The sequence below is a fragment of the Allobosea sp. TAF32 genome (assembly GCF_052113585.1).
GTDB lineage: Bacteria > Pseudomonadota > Alphaproteobacteria > Rhizobiales > Beijerinckiaceae > Allobosea.
The window spans coordinates 690,405-706,812 of sequence record NZ_JBFRDM010000001.1 but is presented as its reverse complement, the minus strand read 5'-3'; the positions used below and the strand labels follow the sequence as shown (position 1 = coordinate 706,812).

At 66.1% G+C, this 16,408-nt stretch carries 17 protein-coding genes; 7 read left to right on the top strand and 10 right to left on the bottom strand.

Going from position 1 to position 16,408, the window contains the following annotated elements; genetic code table 11:
* Window positions 1-674: 674 nt before the first annotated feature.
* The 4 genes from rpsT to mutM form a co-directional block, all read right to left on the bottom strand.
* Window positions 675-941 carry a 30S ribosomal protein S20 gene (gene rpsT, locus AB4Z16_RS03180; RefSeq protein WP_149131629.1) on the bottom strand — a complete coding sequence of 89 codons (267 nt, stop codon included), beginning with the start codon at window positions 939-941 and terminating at the stop codon, window positions 675-677.
* A gap of 179 nt (window positions 942-1,120) precedes the next feature.
* Window positions 1,121-2,122, bottom strand: coding sequence for a threo-3-hydroxy-L-aspartate ammonia-lyase (locus tag AB4Z16_RS03175; protein ID WP_441509859.1), 1,002 nt, complete (start codon window positions 2,120-2,122; stop codon window positions 1,121-1,123).
* A gap of 135 nt (window positions 2,123-2,257) precedes the next feature.
* A complete protein-coding gene (locus tag AB4Z16_RS03170) occupies window positions 2,258-3,031 on the bottom strand; it encodes an enoyl-CoA hydratase (RefSeq protein WP_441509858.1) in 774 nt (257 codons plus the stop codon).
* Between the two features lie 206 nt (window positions 3,032-3,237).
* Window positions 3,238-4,128: a bifunctional DNA-formamidopyrimidine glycosylase/DNA-(apurinic or apyrimidinic site) lyase gene (gene mutM / locus AB4Z16_RS03165; RefSeq protein ID WP_441509857.1), complete on the bottom strand. Its 891-nt coding sequence runs from the start codon at window positions 4,126-4,128 to the stop codon at window positions 3,238-3,240.
* A gap of 114 nt (window positions 4,129-4,242) precedes the next feature.
* Between mutM and ubiE the strand changes: the two genes are divergently transcribed.
* Window positions 4,243-5,004 (top strand): bifunctional demethylmenaquinone methyltransferase/2-methoxy-6-polyprenyl-1,4-benzoquinol methylase UbiE, encoded by a 762-nt coding sequence (gene ubiE / locus AB4Z16_RS03160; RefSeq protein WP_441509856.1) that lies wholly within the window; start codon window positions 4,243-4,245, stop codon window positions 5,002-5,004.
* A gap of 184 nt (window positions 5,005-5,188) precedes the next feature.
* Entirely contained in the window at window positions 5,189-6,745 is a 1,557-nt protein-coding gene (ubiB, locus tag AB4Z16_RS03155) for a 2-polyprenylphenol 6-hydroxylase (RefSeq protein ID WP_441509855.1), read from the top strand.
* A gap of 128 nt (window positions 6,746-6,873) precedes the next feature.
* Here ubiB and AB4Z16_RS03150 read toward each other — a convergent pair whose 3' ends face one another.
* Window positions 6,874-8,328 (bottom strand): AMP nucleosidase, encoded by a 1,455-nt coding sequence (locus AB4Z16_RS03150; RefSeq protein ID WP_441509854.1) that lies wholly within the window; start codon window positions 8,326-8,328, stop codon window positions 6,874-6,876.
* A 225-nt stretch (window positions 8,329-8,553) separates the two neighbouring features.
* Here AB4Z16_RS03150 and AB4Z16_RS03145 point away from each other — a divergent pair, with 225 nt between their 5' ends.
* Genes AB4Z16_RS03145 through AB4Z16_RS03130 form a run of 4 tightly spaced genes read left to right on the top strand, consistent with a single transcriptional unit; the run spans window position 8,554 to window position 10,490 of the window.
* On the top strand, window positions 8,554-8,901 hold the full coding sequence (locus AB4Z16_RS03145; RefSeq protein ID WP_441510114.1) for an ArsR/SmtB family transcription factor: 348 nt from the start codon (window positions 8,554-8,556) through the stop codon (window positions 8,899-8,901).
* Window positions 8,902-8,941: 40 nt separating this feature from the next.
* Window positions 8,942-9,487 (top strand): SRPBCC family protein, encoded by a 546-nt coding sequence (locus tag AB4Z16_RS03140; RefSeq protein ID WP_441509853.1) that lies wholly within the window; start codon window positions 8,942-8,944, stop codon window positions 9,485-9,487.
* Between the two features lie 56 nt (window positions 9,488-9,543).
* On the top strand, window positions 9,544-10,026 hold the full coding sequence (locus tag AB4Z16_RS03135; protein WP_441509852.1) for a DUF1579 domain-containing protein: 483 nt from the start codon (window positions 9,544-9,546) through the stop codon (window positions 10,024-10,026).
* A gap of 29 nt (window positions 10,027-10,055) precedes the next feature.
* Complete coding sequence (locus AB4Z16_RS03130; RefSeq protein WP_441509851.1) at window positions 10,056-10,490, top strand: VOC family protein; 435 nt, start codon at window positions 10,056-10,058, stop codon at window positions 10,488-10,490.
* A 115-nt stretch (window positions 10,491-10,605) separates the two neighbouring features.
* Here AB4Z16_RS03130 and AB4Z16_RS03125 read toward each other — a convergent pair whose 3' ends face one another.
* The 5 genes from AB4Z16_RS03125 to AB4Z16_RS03105 all read right to left on the bottom strand — a co-directional run bounded on the left by AB4Z16_RS03125 (window position 10,606) and on the right by AB4Z16_RS03105 (window position 15,560).
* Window positions 10,606-11,361, bottom strand: a complete 756-nt coding sequence (locus AB4Z16_RS03125) for an SDR family NAD(P)-dependent oxidoreductase (RefSeq protein WP_441509850.1) — start codon at window positions 11,359-11,361, stop codon at window positions 10,606-10,608.
* Window positions 11,334-12,371: a ketopantoate reductase family protein gene (locus AB4Z16_RS03120; protein WP_441509849.1), complete on the bottom strand. Its 1,038-nt coding sequence runs from the start codon at window positions 12,369-12,371 to the stop codon at window positions 11,334-11,336. Before AB4Z16_RS03120 ends, AB4Z16_RS03125 begins: the two co-directional genes overlap by 28 nt.
* Before the next feature lie 10 nt (window positions 12,372-12,381).
* On the bottom strand, window positions 12,382-13,329 hold the full coding sequence (locus tag AB4Z16_RS03115) for an isoaspartyl peptidase/L-asparaginase family protein (RefSeq protein WP_441509848.1): 948 nt from the start codon (window positions 13,327-13,329) through the stop codon (window positions 12,382-12,384).
* 87 nt (window positions 13,330-13,416) lie between these two features.
* The gene (locus tag AB4Z16_RS03110) at window positions 13,417-15,009 is read right to left on the bottom strand and encodes an ABC transporter substrate-binding protein (protein WP_441509847.1); all 1,593 of its coding nucleotides are present in this window, start codon (window positions 15,007-15,009) and stop codon (window positions 13,417-13,419) included.
* Window positions 15,006-15,560 carry a MarR family winged helix-turn-helix transcriptional regulator gene (locus AB4Z16_RS03105; protein ID WP_441509846.1) on the bottom strand — a complete coding sequence of 185 codons (555 nt, stop codon included), beginning with the start codon at window positions 15,558-15,560 and terminating at the stop codon, window positions 15,006-15,008. The genes AB4Z16_RS03110 and AB4Z16_RS03105 overlap by 4 nt, the downstream gene beginning before the upstream one ends.
* Before the next feature lie 77 nt (window positions 15,561-15,637).
* Between AB4Z16_RS03105 and AB4Z16_RS03100 the strand changes: the two genes are divergently transcribed.
* Window positions 15,638-16,390 carry a creatininase family protein gene (locus AB4Z16_RS03100; protein ID WP_441509845.1) on the top strand — a complete coding sequence of 251 codons (753 nt, stop codon included), beginning with the start codon at window positions 15,638-15,640 and terminating at the stop codon, window positions 16,388-16,390.
* Window positions 16,391-16,408 lie beyond the last annotated feature (18 nt).

Genomic DNA, 16,408 nt, shown 5'->3' with positions numbered 1-16,408 from the left:
CGCTTTATCGCCCGCAGGTTCCGATCCATGCTCTGTCGATTACGCTTGGAAGGCTCGTCGAGGGACGATGCCGCCCTTTATCTCAACACTAAAAGACAAAGGAGCTACATCCTCCAACCTCCATGGTCGCGAGCCAAAACGCTTATCATCTCTGGAAAACGCCTGGCGGTCATTGCTGTCCGCCGGGCGATGAAGGGACCTTACAAGGCGCTCTCGACGGGCTGCAACATCCCTTTCAGCCGGCTTCGAAGACTCGCCTCGCGAGGTGGCTCCGCCAAAGCGAGGCTGCGCCCTGCAATTGGTTGGGGAACTTAAGATTTTCTTGATGCCCGGCTCCCCTGCACGCCGCGAATCTTTTTTTCGCTGGTCTCGAAAAGCCCGCCGCAGAGTCGCCGCGATTCTACTCGCCAAAATCCTTTGCCCACTAAGATGATGATAATACAGGTCTTTTTGTGAGCGGCGGAGTCTGTTGCGGAGGCCGATTTTTCGCTCTGAAGCGCGCCTGAGAGTCAAGTCCGCAAACCCGTGGAAAGCCTGCGGAAATGGCTTGCGGGCGAGGTTTTTCTGTTCCTTCGGCGCCTGTGGCGGAGTCGCAACAGGAGAGGCTTTAGCCAACGAAAAAGCCCGGCCGCGAGGCCGGGCTTTTCGCCGTCGAAACAGGCGGAATTTTACGCTTAGGAAGCCAGCGCGCCGATGCGGTGAGCAAGGCGGGAAACCTTGCGCGAGGCGGTGTTCTTGTGAACCACGCCCTTCTGCGCAGCGCGCATGATCTCGGGCTGAGCAGCCTTCAGGGCCTCGGCTGCGGCAGACTTGTCGCCCGAGGCGATCGCCTCCTCGACCTTGCGCAGGAAGGTGCGCATCCGCGAACGGCGGGTCTTGTTGACCTCGGTGCGGCGGGCGATCTTGCGCGTAGCCTTCTTGGCCGACGTCGTATTGGCCATCGAAACGTCCTCGTTCTCATCGCGGTTGGGCGCCTGGCATTATTGCCGGCGGGCCTGGCCGCTTCCTTGCTGGAAAAACGTGAGCGGCGGCCGAGCTTGCGCGGGCCGCCGCGAGTGGTGGGGCTATAGTCGCTTGCGACACCGCCGTCAACGCCGGAATCGCTTTCGCCGCGCTATCCTCACGCGGAGGGCGCGATGAAGCGGGCGAAGCTCGCCAGATCGACGTTGCCGCCGCTGATGATGACGCCGACGCGCTGGCCTTCGACTGGAACCTTGCCGGTCAGCGCCGCGGCTGCAGCGAGACAGCCGGTCGGCTCGACCACGAGCTTCATCCGCTCGGCGAAGAAGCGCATGGCCTCAATGAGCTCGGCGTCGCTGACGGTGACGATGTCCTCGACCAGCGCCTGGATGATCGGGAAAGTGCGATCGCCCAGGAATGCGGTCTGCGCGCCGTCGGCTATGGTCTTCGGCACGCCGATCCTGACGATCTTGCCGGACCGCAGCGACTGCTGGCCGTCATTGCCGGCCTCGGGCTCGACCCCGAAGATGCGGCAATTGGGATTGAGCGCCTTGGCCGCCAGGGCAGCCCCGGCGAGAAGCCCGCCGCCGCCGAGCGGCACGATCAGGATGTCGAACGGCCCGGCATCCTCGATCAGCTCCTTGGTCGCGGTGCCCTGGCCGGCGATGACGTCGGCATGGTCATAGGGCGGGATCAGCGTCAGCCCGCGCTCGGTGGCGATGCGGTTGCCGATCTCCAGCCGGTCCTGGGTGTAGCGGTCGTAGCGAACGACCTCGCCGCCATAGCCCTGGGTCGCCTCGACCTTCGCCTTCGGTGCGTCTTCCGGCATGATGATGGTGGTGGGTACGCCGAGCAGCTTGCCGGCATAGGCGATGGCCTGGGCGTGGTTGCCTGAAGAGAAGGTGAGCACGCCCGCCTTCTTCTGCTCGGGGGAGAGTGCGGAAATGGCGTTGTAGCCGCCGCGGAACTTGAAGGCGCCCATGCGCTGCAGGTTTTCGGGCTTGAAGACGAGGCTCGCCCCGGTGCGCCGATTGGCCGTCGCCGAGCTCATCGCCGGGGTGTGATGCGCGACGCCCTTCAGGCGCTCGGCGGCGAGCTCGACATCGGCATAGGTCGGTAGCGTGATGCCCTCGGGGGCGGCGATGCGGGCTGCGGTGGTCATGGGTTTCGTCCTGCTGATGAAGGTGCATCGTGTCAGCAGGGCGGGGCCGGGTTCAAGTCAAAGATCGACGCCCCGGCCATGCATGGAGGTGATCGGTCGTGCGCGCCGGCGCGGCGTCGGCCCGCACGCGCGGCGTCAGGCGTTCTTGAAGTCCGGCTTCCGCTTCTCGGCGAAGGCGGACATGCCTTCCTTCTGGTCGGCGGTGGCGAAGAGCGAGGAGAAGACGCGGCGCTCGAAGCGCAGGCCTTCCTGCAGCGTCACCTCGAAGGCACGCTCGACCGATTCCTTCGCCATCAGTACGGAGGGCAGGGACTTCGCCGCGATCGCCTCGGCCGCCTTCAGCGTCTCGGCCATCAGATCGGCGAGCGGCACGATGCGGGCGACGAGACCGGAACGCTCGGCTTCCTCGGCATTCATCATCCGGCCGGTGAGGATGAGGTCCATCGCCTTGGCCTTGCCGACCGCCTTGGTCAGGCGCTGGGTTCCGCCGGCGCCGGGAATGACGCCGAGATTGATTTCGGGCTGACCGAACTTCGCATTGTCGGCCGCAATGATGAAGTCGCACATCATGGCGAGCTCGCAGCCGCCGCCGAGCGCGAAGCCGGCGACCGCCGCGACGATCGGCTTGCGGCGCTGGCCGATCCGGTCCCAATCTGCGAACTTGTCGTCGAGATAGGTGCCGGGAAAGGTCCGGCTCTGCATCTCCTTGATGTCGGCCCCGGCGGCGAAGGCCTTCTCGGAGCCGGTGATGACGATGCAGCCGATGCCGGCATCCTTTTCGAAGCCGTCGAGCGCCGCGTTGATCTCGCCGATGAGCTGGCCGTTCAGCGCGTTCAGCGCCTGCGGTCTGTTCAGGGTGATCTGCCCGACCTTGCCCTTGGTCTCGACGAGAATGGTCTCATAAGCCATGGCGGCCTCCCCGATGATGCTGTCGTCGCAGCTTTAGCGGGCCGGGAAGGTCCAAGTCCATGCGCGTTGCGCGCATCCGCGCATTCGCACCCGGGATCAGGGGCTCGTCATGCTCGGGCTTGACCCGAGCATCTCCTGCAGAATGAGGCACCCGTGCCTTTCCGGCCTGAGATTCTCGGGTCAAGCCCGAGAATGACGCGAGGTCCTCACCGTCGTGGCTGGCAGCACTCGCAATAGAAGGTCGAGCGGCCCGATTGCACCAGCCGCTTGACCGGCTGACCGCAGCCGGGCGTGACGCAGACCTCGCCCTCGCGGTCATAGACCTTGAAGCGGTGCTGGAAATAGCCGAGCGAGCCGTCGGCATGGGCGAAGTCGCGGAGCGTCGAGCCGCCGGCCGCGACCGCCTCCTCCAGCACTTCGCGGATGATGCGGGCGAGTTCATGCGCCTTGTCGCGTGGGCGGCCGGTCGGCGTCGCGATCGTCCCGGCTTCCGCCTCGGGATGAAGCCCGGCGCGGAACAGCGCCTCGCAGACATAGATATTGCCGAGACCGGCGACGAGCCGCTGGTCGAGCAGCGCGGCCTTGAGCGGAGCGATCTTGCCGGCGAAGAGCTTGGCCAGCATTTCGCCGGACAATTCGTTGCCGAGCGGCTCGATGCCCATGCCCGAAAAATGCTTCGACGTTGCGAGCGCGGCACGTGGTACGAGGTCCATGAAGCCGAAGCGACGCACGTCGTTATAAGTGATGCGCGCGCCCGTCCCCATCTCGAACACGATATGATCGTGGATCAGGTGCCGGCCGATCTCATTATAGTAGGAGCCCGGCTCGGTCGGGGGCGTGCCGGGCGCCTCGACGATGAAGCGCCCGCTCATGCCCAGATGCATGACGAGTGCCTCGCCATCGTCGAGATCGGCGATCAGATATTTCGCCCGGCGCGACAACGCCTCGATGCGTCGGCCGGTCAGCCGCTCGGAGAACCGGTCGGGCAACGGAAAGCGCAGATCGGGCCGGCGCTGCTCGACGCGCGCGAAGCGCTCGCCCAGCATGGCCGGCTCCAGCCCGCGCCGGACGGTTTCGACCTCGGGTAGCTCAGGCATGGGTTGAGACCTTCGTAAAGCCTGCGTCGAGACGGGCCGCGACAAGCCCGCCGCCTTTGGCTATTCATCGCCTCAGCCGAATACAAGGTCCGCCCGCAAAAGGTCCGCCCAAACGTGACAGCAGCCTCCGACACCACTCATTTCGGCTTCGAGACGGTGAAGCTCGCCGAGAAGCAGGCCAAGGTCGACGACGTCTTCCACAAGGTCGCCAATCGTTACGACCTGATGAATGATTTGATGTCGGGCGGCTTGCACCGCGCCTGGAAGAGCGCGCTGCTGACCGCGATCAACCCGGCCAAGGACCGGCCTTTCCACCATCTCGACGTGGCCGGCGGCACTGGCGACGTTGCCTTTGCGGTGCTCGAGGCTGGCGGGCCGCAGACCGACGTCACCGTGCTCGACATCAACGCCGATATGCTGCGTGTCGGGCGCGAGCGGGCCGACAAGCGCTTTCCGGAGGATGATCGCGTCCGCTTCGTCCAGGGCAATGCCGAGGCGCTCGGCCTGCCGGATAACCATTTCGACTGCTATACGATCGCCTTCGGCATCCGCAACGTGCCGCGCATCGACAAGGCGCTGGCCGAGGCCTATCGCGTGCTGAAGCGCGGCGGGCGTTTCCTGTGCCTCGAATTCAGCCATGTCGACGTGCCCCTGCTCGACAAGATCTACGAGACCTATTCCTTCAAGGTCATTCCGCCCATGGGCCGCATGGTCACCGGCGAAGCTGAGCCCTATCAGTATCTCGTCGAATCGATCCGCAAATTCCCGAAGCCGCAGGCCTTCGCGGGGATGATCGAGGATGCCGGCTTCCGTCGGGCCAAGTTCACGCCCATGACCGGCGGGGTCGTCGCGCTGCATTCCGGCTGGAAGCTGTGATTAGAAACCCTATTATAGCCGCAGCCCTCATCCTGAGGAGCGCTCGGCAGGAGCGCGTCTCGAAGGATGGTCCAGCCGGCTCCGGTACCTCCTGGAGCATCCTTCGAGACGCGCCTGCGGCGCTCCTCAGGATGAGGGCTGCGAGTGGGACTGCGGCAACCATGACGGTTGAGGCTCTTCCCGCATGATCTCCTCCTTCTTCCACATGTTGCGCGGCGCGCGCGTCGGCTTCGTCTTGGCGCGCGAGGGCGCGCTCTCCCTGGTCGATCCTTCCGTGCTGCCGCCCCTGGCACGTGGTCTCATCCGCCTCGGCCGACTGATCGAGCGGCGGGGCGCCGGTTCCTCGGCGACGCGGCTCGCTGCGGCCCTGACACGGCTCGGCCCGTCCTATGTCAAGTTCGGGCAGTTCCTGGCGACGCGGCCTGATGTCGTCGGCATGAAGATCGCAGAGGACTTGTCTGCCCTGCAGGACCGGATGCCAGCCTTCCCGATGGCGGAGGCGCGCGCCATCGTCGAGGCCGCGCATGGCGTCCCGTTGCAGACGCTGTTCCCGGAATTCAGCGAACCGGTCGCTGCCGCCTCAATCGCACAGGTCCATCGCGCCCGGCTGAAGGACGGGCGAGAGGTCGCGGTCAAGATCCTGCGCCCCGGCATCCGCGACCGATTCAACCGCGACCTCGCCGCGATGCGCTTCGGCGCCGAGCAGGCCGAGCGGCGCTCGGCCGAGGCGCGGCGCCTGCGCTTTACCGGGGTCGTCGAGACGCTGGCGCGCTCGGTCGCGATGGAAATGGATTTGCGGCTGGAAGCGGCCGCCCTCTCCGAATTCGCGGAGAATACCAAGGAAGACGCCGATTTTCGCGTGCCGGAGCCGGACTGGCAGCTCACCGCCCGCGAGATGCTGGTCGACGAATGGATCGAGGCGATCAGGCTCTCCGACATCGAGGCCCTGCGCGCTGCCGGCCACGATCTGCCGGAACTCGCGCGCACGATCATCCAGTCCTTCCTGAAGCATGCGATCCGCGACGGCTTCTTCCACGCCGACATGCACCCCGGAAACCTCTTCGTCGATGCGGAAGGGCGGCTCGTCGCAGTCGATGGCGGCATCATGGGCCGGCTGGGCCTGAAGGAGCGGCGCTTCCTTGCCGAGATCCTGCTCGGTTTCATCACCCGCGATTACCGCCGCGTGGCGGAGGTGCATTTCGAGGCAGGCTATGTCCCGGCCCATCACGATGTCGAGGACTTCGCTCAGGCGATCCGCGCCGTCGGCGAGCCGATCCACGACAAGCGCGCCGACCAGATTTCGATGGCCAAGGTGCTGACCCTGCTCTTCGAGATCACCGGCATGTTCGACATGGCGACCCGCACCGAGCTCGTCATGCTGCAGAAGACCATGGTGGTGGTCGAGGGCGTGGCGCGCTCGCTCGACCCGCATCTCGACATGTGGGGCACGGCCGATCCGGTCGTCCGCAGCTGGATCACCCATCATCTCGGGCCGATCGGCAAGCTGGAGGAGGCCGGCCGCGGCGCCCGCTCGCTGCTCGGTTCGCTTGCCGCGCTCCCGGACACGATCGTTCGTGCAGAGCGCGTGCTCGGCCAGTTGGAGGACGCCTCGCGCAACGGCTTTGCGCTCGACGAGCGCAGCGTCGAGGCGATCGGGCGTGCCGAGGCGCAGCGCAATCGCTGGGGCACCGCCGCGCTCTGGGTGATCGCAGCGCTGGTCGCCTACGGCGTGTTCGGCTGAGGCAGGCGCTGAACCGTCATTCTCGGGCGAAGCCTCGCGTCGATCCGAGAATCTCTCGGAGGAGAGGGCGCTTTTCCGTCACGAGATGCTCTGGTCAAGCCCGAGCATGACGCCGCTTCTCCCCTCGCTTACCGGAACGGCGGCTCGTCGAAGCTGCGCAGCTTGCGCGAATGGATGGCGGAGCCTGCCTCCTTCAGCTTCTCCAGCGCAGCGAGCCCGATCCGCAGATGCTCGCCGACGGCGCGCTCATAGAAGGCGTTGGCGGCGCCCGGCAGCTTGATCTCGCCATGGAGCGGTTTGTCGGACACGCAGAGCAGCGTGCCGTAGGGCACGCGGAGCCGATAGCCTTGCGCGGCGATGGTGCCGGATTCCATGTCGACCGCGATGGCGCGCGACAGGTTGATGCGCCGCCGTTCCTTGGTCCATTGCAACTCCCAGTTGCGGTCGTCCTGGGTCACCACGGTCCCGGTGCGCAGCCGCTGCTTCAGCCGGTCGCCCTTCTCGCCGGTGATCTCGGCGGCGGCCTGCTGCAATGCGACCTGCACCTCCGCCAGCGCCGGGATCGGAACTTCAGGGGGCACCAGCTCGTCGAGAATGTGGTCCTGCCTGAGATAGGCGTGGGCGAGGACGTAGTCGCCGATGATCTGGGTCTGGCGCAGGCCCCCGCAATGGCCGACCATCAGCCAGCAATTCGGCCTGAGCACCGCCAGATGGTCGGTGATGTTCTTCGCATTGGACGGGCCGACGCCGATATTGACCAGCGTCACACCCTCGCCGGTCTTCCGGATCAGGTGGTAGGCGGGCATCTGGAAGCGGTGCCAGGGCGCCGACATCACCCGTTCCGCCGCCGAGACGTCGAGGCCGTCGCGCCCGATGCGGATGCCGCCCGGCGCGACCAGCGCCTCGGCCGTTCCGGCTTCGATCTCGGCCAGCCCAAGCCGCACGAACTGGTCGACATAGCGGTGATAGTTCGTCAGCAGAACCCAGGGCTGCACCGCCCGCCAGTCCGTGCCGGTGTAGTGCACGAGGCGCCGCAGTGAATAATCGACCCTCACCGCGTCGAACAGGGAGAGCGGACGCGGCTCGCCTTCGATCAGCTCGTAGGTCCCGTCGGCGATCTCGTCGCCGACCAGCGCCAGCAGCGGAGTCGGGAAATGCCGTGCGAGTTCGGCGGGCGTGGTCTTCCCGCGTCCGAGCTCGTCGCCGCCTTCGAGCGCATAGGGGTAGGGGATTTCCTGCGTGCTGATGCCGGTCTCGATCGTCGCGCCGTATTCGGCGACGAGCGGCTTGAGCTGATCCAGCAGATAGGCCCGGAATTCGGCGGGCTGCGTTACCGTCGTCGAATAGATGCCGGGTGCAGCGAACTTGGCATAACCGCGCCGCGTGGCCTCCGGGAGCTTCGACGGTTCGTAGGTCACCCGCAGCATGGGGTAGCGGTAGCGCTCCCGATCCTCCGTGGTCGGGGCCTTTCCGGTATCGAAGAAGTGCTGCAGGTCGCCGCGCAACGCCGAGCGGGCTTCGTCATAGAGCTGCTCGAGCCGGTCGATGGCGGCTTCGGGTGTCGCTGCGGTCTCGAAGCTCATGAGCGGGTCCGTCCTCCTCGTATGTCGGTTCTAGAGCATTTTCGAGCGAAGTGGACACCGGTGCGCGTGAAGAAAATGCGCCAGGACGAAGAGCCTTGTTTGCGTGTCCTTGCTCCTGACAACAACCGGCGGTGGCCTACGACAATCTGCTTCTGAAGGCGGTTGACAGGTGGGAAGGGCAGCATTACAAAACCGATCAGTTAATTAACTGATCGGTTTCATATGATGTCGACGGACCCGCTCAGCCTGACTTTTGCCGCCCTCGCCGATCCGACGCGCCGCGCCATTCTGGCCAGGCTGTCGCAAGGCGAGAGTTCGGTGAAGGAACTGGCCGAGCCCTTCGCGATGAGCCTCCCCGCGGTCTCGAAGCACCTGAAGGTGCTGGAGCGCGCGGGGCTGATCACGCGGGGGCGGGAAGCCCAGTGGCGACCCTGCCGGCTCGACCCCGGGCCCTTGCAGGACGTCTCGGAATGGCTGGAACACTACAGCCGTTTCTGGGACCAAAGCCTGGGCCGGTTGGACGAGGTTCTGCGTGAGATCAGGGCGAAACCACCCGATGAAACGAGCGTGTGACGCTCGACCATTCCCCTCAGCCTTTTTGCAGGTGACTACCATGCTCAAGACCGTTCTTCTCAGCCTGCTCAGCATCGTCGTGGTCGGGATCGCCGTCGTGCTGATCCTCGCCGCCCGCAAGCCCGACACCTTTCAGGTGACCCGCACCGCCACGATCAATGCGCCACCCGAGCGGGTCTACCCGCTGATCGCCGATTTCAAGGCCTGGGGCGCCTGGTCGCCCTGGGAGAAGAAGGACCCGGCGATGAAGCGCAGCTATGGCGGCCCCGAGACCGGCGTCGGCGCGACCTATGCCTGGGCAGGCGATAAGAACGTCGGCGAAGGCAGCATGCGCATCATGGAAGCCAACACGCCGAGCCGGGTCGCGCTCAAGCTCGATTTCGTCAGGCCGTTCGAGGCCCATAACGACGTGGCCTTCACGCTGACGCCGCAAGGTCCGGCGACGCTCGTGACCTGGACCATGATCGGTCCGACCCCGTTCGTCGGCAAGATCATGCACGTCTTCATGGACATGGATCGCATGGTCGGCGGCGATTTCGAATCCGGCCTGACGGCGATGAAGACGGCGGCCGAGCGCCCCGCCTGAGCCGCCCTCGGCAACCGCGATCAGCTGGCCGACGGCAATCATTGAGGATCATGCGCATGATGGGTGAACCGCAGAAGGAACATGAGTGGCTTCATCAGCTCGTCGGCGCGTGGACCGCGGAGATGACGTGCTCGATGGGGCCGGGCCAGCCGCCCACGACATCGACGGGCGCGGAGACCGTCCGCTCCCTCGGCGGGCTCTGGACGCTCGGCGAAGGCGAAGGCACCTGTCCGGACGGCACGCCGGTCACCAGCCTGATGACGCTCGGCTTCGACCCGGCCAGGGGCCGCTTCGTCGGCACCTTCGTCGCCTCGATGATGACGATGATCTGGCGCTATTACGGCGCGCTTTCGGCCGACGACAAGTCGCTGGTCCTCGATACCGAAGGGCCGAGCATGGCGGGCGACGGCTCCACGGCCAAGTATCAGGATATCATCACCTTCCTGTCGCCCGATCACCGTACGCTGACCTCGCGCGCTCTCGGCGCCGACGGCCAGTGGACCGAGTTCATGGCGACTCACTACCGCCGCATCGCCTGAACGTTTCAACATAGCGAGGAGGAAAGACGATGAAACTCTCGACCTATCTGATGTTCGAGGGCAATTGCCGCGAGGCCTTCACCCATTACGAGAAGGTACTGGGCGGCAAGATGCTGGCCATGATGGACCACAAGGGCACGCCGGCCGAAGCGCATATCGCACCCGAGTGGCACGACAAGATCATGCATGCTTGCCTCGAGGTCGACGGGCAGATGCTGATGGCGTCCGATGCGCCGCCCGATCGCTCGGACGGACCGATGCGTTCGGTCTTCGTCAGCGTCGGCGTGAAGACCCCCGAGGAGGCCGAGCGCATCTTCGCGGGGCTCTCCGAAGGCGGCGCCAAGATCACCATGCCGATGGCCGAGACCTTCTGGTCGCCGCGCTTCGGCATGCTGGTCGATCGGTTCGGCACCAGCTGGATGGTCGGCGCCGAGCAGCCCGCCGACAAAGCGAACTGCGGCTGACGCCACAAACGCTCGTCATGCTCGGGCTGGGCCCGAGCATCTCCTGCCCGATGCACTTTTTCGGAACGAGATTCTCGGGTCGACCTTCGGTCGCCCGAGAATGACGGCTGAAGGCCTAGGACCGCCCGCCATCCACCGAGAGGATTTGGCCGGTGATCCAGCCGGCCTGTTCGCTCAGGAAGAACAGCGTGGCGTTGGCAATGTCCTGCGGCGTGCCGAGGCGCCTTGTGTGGATGCTCTCGACGAGGCGCTTCTGCCCTTCCGGCCCATAGCTCTGCCATTGCCGCTCGGTCGCGGGGTTCGAGCGCACGAAGCCCGGCGCGACCGAGTTTACCGTGACGCCATGCGGGCCGAATTCCCAGGCGAGTTGCTTCGTCAGCCCCACCAGCGCGTGCTTGGCGCTGGCATAGGCCTGGATGCCGGTGAGGCTCGGCCGCTGGCCAGCGCCCGATGAGATGGTGACGATCCGGCCGTAGCCTCCCTGCTTCATCGCCGGCGCCGCCGCCTGCGCGAGGAAGAAGGCGGCATCGACATTGGCGGCGAAGATCACCCGCCAGTCTTCCTCCGAAATCTCCTCGATCGCGCGGCCGACCTGTCCGCGCACGCCGCCGGCGGCATGGACAAGGAGTTCGAGCCGGCCTTCCGTCGCGACGATGTCGCGGACCAGCGCCTGCGCGGCCTCGGGCGAGCCGAGATCGACCCCATGCCCGGTCGCGCCGATCTCCCGAGCAGCCGCCAGCACGCCGCCTGCGTCGATGTCGGCGATGTGGACGCAGGCTCCGGCTTGGGCGAGCACGGCAGCGATAGCACGCCCGATGCCCTGGGCCGCGCCGGTGACGAGGGCTACGCGGCCGTCGAAGCGGATCTGCATCGGTCGATCAGCACTTTCAGCGTTTCGAAGGCCATCGGGCGGCGGCCTTCCTCGATGTCGTGGATCAGCGCGACCAGCGTTTCCAGCGCGGGCGTCGCCACGCCGACCTCGCGGCCAACAGTCGCGATGATGCCGATCTGCGGATCGACCTCGGTCCTGCGCTTGCGCACGGCAAGGTCACGCCAGATGCCGGAATGGGTCTTGGCCGTCTGCGCGGTGTAGTGGGCGAGCCAGCGGATGGCCTCGATCTGCGGGCCCTCCGGCCGGCCCGGGGCGAAGACCATCGGGTCGAACTCCCCGAAGCCTAGCGAGATCACGCCGCGCTTGGCTGCGACCGCACCGACCTCGCGGCCGAGCGCGAGCCAGACCGGCAAGCGGGTGGGATCGGCGAAATTCGCCGACATAGAATCGTCGGTGAGCGCCGTCGCGAACAGCATCGCGCCATAGGCGAGCTTACCCCAGAGATAGCCGAAGACATTGTCGGTCAGGATCGCATCGGGCTCGAACAGCCCGAGCAGGCGACGCATCTCGGCGGCACGTTCGCTGATCGACCCGTCGAGCTCACCGACCACGACCGCGCCGTGGTTGCCGTAGAGAATCTCGCCCGGCCCGAGCCAGTCGGCTCCGAAATTGACGAAGGAGCCCATGGTGCGCCGTTCGCCGACGGCCCTGGCGATGGCGAGTTCGTTGAGCCCGTTCTGGGCGGAGAGCACGAAGCCGTCCTCGGCCAGATGTGGCTTGAGCGCCGCGAGCGCCGCTTCGGTCGCGCCCGCCTTCACGGCGAGCACGATGCGGCTATAGCGGCCGCTGAGCTCAGCAGGTGTCGCGGCGGGTATCACCTGTGTGAACTCCTCGACCGGCCCCGAGATGGCGAGGCCGCGGGTCCGGCAGGCCTCGACATGCTCGGCGACGATGTCGACCAGCAGAACCGGCACGCCCGCCCGCGCCCAATAGGCGCCGAGCGTGCCGCCGATGGCTCCCGCACCCCAGATCAGGATCGGCTCGCTCATCGGTGCTGCCTCACGCCTGGCCGGCCATCTCGACGCTGCTGTGGGTGGCGACATGAAGCAGGCCGTCGGCCGTCACCCAGCCGCGATACATGCCGTCGGTGTTGAAGGGAGCGACGACCGTGCCATCCGCGCCGACTGCCACGAGCCCGGCCCCAATCTTGTGCTCGGAGAGCTCCGCCATGACGGCCTGCGTCGCGGCCTCCAGCGAAAGGCCCTTATAGGCGATCAGCGATGCGATCTCATGGCCGACGCAGTAGCGGATGAAATACTCGCCCTTGCCGGTGCCGGAGACGGCGCAGCGCCCGTCGCGGGCATAGGTGCCGGCGCCGATGATCGGGGTGTCGCCGACGCGGCCGGCCGGTTTGTTGGTGTAGCCGCCGGTCGAGGTCGCGGCGGCGAGATGGCCCTGCACGTCGCAGGCGACGGCGCCGACCGTGCCGTGCTTCTCGGCCTCGCTCGCCTCGGCGGCGGTGCCGACGATCTCCCGGATCTTCATCGAGGCCAGGCTTTTGCGCCGACGCTCGGTCGAGAAATGCTCGTTGTCGACGGTGTCGACCCCCTCATTCTCGGCGAAAGCGTCGGCGGCCGGGCCCGCGAGCAGCAGCGGGTCGCCGCGCAGCATCAGCGCCTTAGCGGCGGTAATCGGGTTGCGGATGCGCTGGGCTGCGCAGATCGCGCCGGCCGCCAGTGTCGATCCATCCATGATCGAGGCATCGAGCTCGTGCTCGCCATCGGTGTTGAAGGCCGCGCCATGGCCGGCGTTGAAATGCGGCGAATCCTCCATCACCCGCACGGCGGCCTCGACGGCATCCACCGCCTTGCCACCCTTGGTCAGGATCGTCCAGCCGGCCCTCAGCGCGGCGGCGAGGTCGGCGCGGGCCTGCGCCCATTCGGCCTCGGTCATCTCGGCCTTGGGCAACGTGCCGCAGCCGCCATGGATGGCAAGCGCGAGGGTCATGTCGATTTCCTGTCAGGTAACTGAAGCGGTCTGGTCGAACGGCGTCATGGCCGGGCGGGCCGATCATGACGCCTGAGGGCCGCGGCGTTACTTCTTGGCGGGCTTGATGTCCATGGCCAGCGTGTCCTCGTCGACGCGCGGGCTGATCGTCACCTTGTCCTTCTGCATCGCCCAGGCCGAGCCCACGGCGGTGATCGGCAGGCGCGGCCGGTCCTTGGCGACGATCGCCGCGACATCGGCCAGCATCTGGTTGCGCTTGGCCTCGTCCATCTCCACCGCAGCATCTTCGATCAGCTTGTCGACCTGGGGATTCGCGTAGTTCTGGACGTTGAAGGCGCCGAGCTTCTTGGCCGGGTCGTTCGAATGCACCAGTGAGGACAGGGTGTAGTTGGCCTCGCCCGTCAGCGTGCCCCAGCCCGACATCGACATCGAGAAGTCGCCGCGCAGGCGGGCGGGGAAGAACACGGCGCCCGGCTGGGCGTTGGCGTTCACGTCGATGCCGATGCGCGCCAGCATCTGCGCGATCGAGGTGCCGACCTGCCGATCGCCGGGCAGGCGGTCATTGGTGAAGGAGAAGCTGATCTTGAAGCCGTTGGGATAGCCGGCCTCCTCCATCAGCTTCTTGGCCTTGGCGGTGTCGGGCTTGAGCGCCGGCAGGCTCTTGTTGAAGCCGGCGATGGTCGGCGTCACCAGCTGGTTGGCCGGGGCGCCGAGGCCCTCCATCGCGATCTCCGCCAGCGCCGGCCGATCGATCGCGAGATCGATCGCCTCGCGCACGCGGACGTCCTGCAGCGGGTTCTTCGGCAGGGCCGAGCCGTCCTTGGCGGTGACCTGCGGGGTCTTGTCCCGCATGTCGAGCTCCATGTTGAACAGATAGACGCTCTCGACCGTGGCGACGTTGAGTTTGGCGTCGCGCTTCAGCGTCGGCACGTCGGAGGCCGGCGCGCGTACGATGATGTCGGCCTGGCCGGCTTTAAGCTGCGCGACGCGGGCGGCATCGTTCGGCAATTCCTTGCGCACGACCTTGGCCCAGGGCTCCTTCGGGCCCCAATAGCCATCGAAGCGATCCAGCACCATCTGGTCTTTCGGCGTCCAGGAAACGAACTTGTAGGGGCCGGTGCCAACAGCTGCCTTGCCGGAGTTGAAGGCCTCGTTGGCGTTGTCCTTGTTCAGGCCGGCAGCTGCCTTGTGCGAGACGATGAACAGGCGAATGAAGTCGTTCGGCAGGTTCGGGGCCGGCCCGTCCGTAACGATATGCACCGTCAGCGGGTCGATGATCTTCACCTCCTTGACGCGCCGGACATAGATCGTCGTCGGGTTGGGGCCGGCGACGACCGGGATGCGTTCGATCGAGAACTTCACATCTTCGGCGGTGAAGTCCGAGCCGTCATGGAATTTCACGCCAGGGCGCAGCTTGAACTCCCAGACGGTCGGCTCGAGCGTCTTCCAGCTCAGCGCCAGCCGCGGCTCGATCTGCAGTTTGTCGCCGGACCAGGTCAGCGTGTCGAAGACGTGCTTCAGCGCCTCGGCATGGGTGCCGGTGGCGGTGAAATGGGGGTCGATCGATTCAGGCCCGGCGCGCACGCCGATCGTCAGGGTCTGGGCCAGCGCGCCGGTCGAGACGGCAGCGGCGAGCAGGCTGGCAAAGGCCGCTATGCGGAAGGTGCGGGCCGGTTTCATGATGATAAGTTCCCCTCGTTTTCGAGTTCGTTGGGCCAGACGGGCGAAGCGATGACGAGCTTGTCGAGCAGCACGCAGAGCTGATGCTGCTCGTCCTCGTTGAGGCGGGAGAGCATGGTGTTTTGGTGCCGCAGCATCAGCGGCATGGTTTCGTCATAGATCTTGCGGCCTGCCGTCGTCAGATGCAGCACATAGCTGCGCAGGTCGCCGGGATCGGTCTCGCGCTTGAGCAGCCGCCTCTGCAGCAGCTTCTGCACGGCGCGTGACAGCGTGTTCTTCGGCAGGCCTGACGAGGCGACGATGTTCTTGGCGGCGACTCCCTCCCGCAACCCCACGGCATAGAGCGCGACGAATTCGGGCCGCACCAGGCCGTAGCGGGTCTCGATCCAGCGATAGACCGGATCGTTGAAGCGGAAGGCGAGGAAGTTCAGCCGAAATGACAGCCAGCAGGGATTGTCCCAGAGCTTCGTGACGGTGAGCGGATCGAGCGTCGCCAGCGCGGCCTCCCGTTCCGGATCGACGGGCGAAAGAGAGGTTGGCGAGCGCCGCATGCGAGGGTTCCCTGCCAATTTAGTTCCAAATGGAACTTGACGCTCCGGAATGCCAGAGTCAAGGATGGTTTTGGCGGGTGGCTGGGCGAACTGTCTACTGCCTGCGGAAGCAAAGCAAGGAACGCGCCGTGCTGGTCGCAGAGATGAACTGGATGCAGATCGAAGCCCAGGCGAAGCGGGACGACCGCTGCGTCCTGCCGCTCGGCAGCGTCGAGCAGCACGCCTATCTGAGCCTTGCCACCGACGTGATCCTTTCCGAGCGGGTGGCGAAGGAGGCGGCCGCGCCGCTCGGCATCCCCGTCTTCCCGGTGCTGGCCTATGGCATGACGCCGGGCTTCCTCGATTTTCCGGGCAGCATTTCGCTCAAGCTCGACACCTACACGGCGCTGCTGGGCGACATCTTCGATGGCTTCTATCGCTCGGGCTTCCGCCGGATCGTGCTGGTCAACGGTCATGGCGGCAATTCGCCGGCGCTGAATTTCGCGACCGAATGGCTGGGCCGCCATCCGGATGCGAGCATCCGGCTGCACAATTGGTGGGCGGCGCCGTTATTCCAGGCCGCGGTAAAGGCCATCGACCCCGCCGCCTCGCACGCCTCCTGGATGGAGAACTTCCCCTGGACGCGGCTTGCGGGCGTGACGATGCCCGATACGCCGAAGCCGCCCTTCAATACGGCGCAGTACCAGGCGGCGAGCCCCGTGAGGCGGCGCGAGATCATTGGAGATGGCAATTTCCACGGCCTCTATCAGCGGCCTGACGACGAGATGCTGAAGGTCTGGCAAGTGGGTGTCGAGGAGACCCGCGCGGCGATGGTGGAGAACTGGCCGTGACGCCATCTCGGAGGCCGG

Bases quoted from the DNA above. Each gene is read 5' to 3' on its own strand.
- rpsT (WP_149131629.1), bottom strand. From the start codon at position 941: ATGGCCAATACGACGTCGGCCAAGAAGGCTACGCGCAAGATCGCCCGC.
- AB4Z16_RS03175 (WP_441509859.1), bottom strand. From the start codon at position 2,122: ATGACCACCGCAGCCCGCATCGCCGCCCCCGAGGGCATCACGCTACCG.
- AB4Z16_RS03170 (WP_441509858.1), bottom strand. From the start codon at position 3,031: ATGGCTTATGAGACCATTCTCGTCGAGACCAAGGGCAAGGTCGGGCAG.
- mutM (WP_441509857.1), bottom strand. From the start codon at position 4,128: ATGCCTGAGCTACCCGAGGTCGAAACCGTCCGGCGCGGGCTGGAGCCG.
- ubiB (WP_441509855.1), top strand. From the start codon at position 5,189: ATGATCTCCTCCTTCTTCCACATGTTGCGCGGCGCGCGCGTCGGCTTC.
- AB4Z16_RS03150 (WP_441509854.1), bottom strand. From the start codon at position 8,328: ATGAGCTTCGAGACCGCAGCGACACCCGAAGCCGCCATCGACCGGCTC.
- AB4Z16_RS03145 (WP_441510114.1), top strand. From the start codon at position 8,554: ATGTCGACGGACCCGCTCAGCCTGACTTTTGCCGCCCTCGCCGATCCG.
- AB4Z16_RS03140 (WP_441509853.1), top strand. From the start codon at position 8,942: ATGCTCAAGACCGTTCTTCTCAGCCTGCTCAGCATCGTCGTGGTCGGG.
- AB4Z16_RS03135 (WP_441509852.1), top strand. From the start codon at position 9,544: ATGATGGGTGAACCGCAGAAGGAACATGAGTGGCTTCATCAGCTCGTC.
- AB4Z16_RS03130 (WP_441509851.1), top strand. From the start codon at position 10,056: ATGAAACTCTCGACCTATCTGATGTTCGAGGGCAATTGCCGCGAGGCC.
- AB4Z16_RS03125 (WP_441509850.1), bottom strand. From the start codon at position 11,361: ATGCAGATCCGCTTCGACGGCCGCGTAGCCCTCGTCACCGGCGCGGCC.
- AB4Z16_RS03120 (WP_441509849.1), bottom strand. From the start codon at position 12,371: ATGAGCGAGCCGATCCTGATCTGGGGTGCGGGAGCCATCGGCGGCACG.
- AB4Z16_RS03115 (WP_441509848.1), bottom strand. From the start codon at position 13,329: ATGACCCTCGCGCTTGCCATCCATGGCGGCTGCGGCACGTTGCCCAAG.
- AB4Z16_RS03110 (WP_441509847.1), bottom strand. From the start codon at position 15,009: ATGAAACCGGCCCGCACCTTCCGCATAGCGGCCTTTGCCAGCCTGCTC.
- AB4Z16_RS03105 (WP_441509846.1), bottom strand. From the start codon at position 15,560: ATGCGGCGCTCGCCAACCTCTCTTTCGCCCGTCGATCCGGAACGGGAG.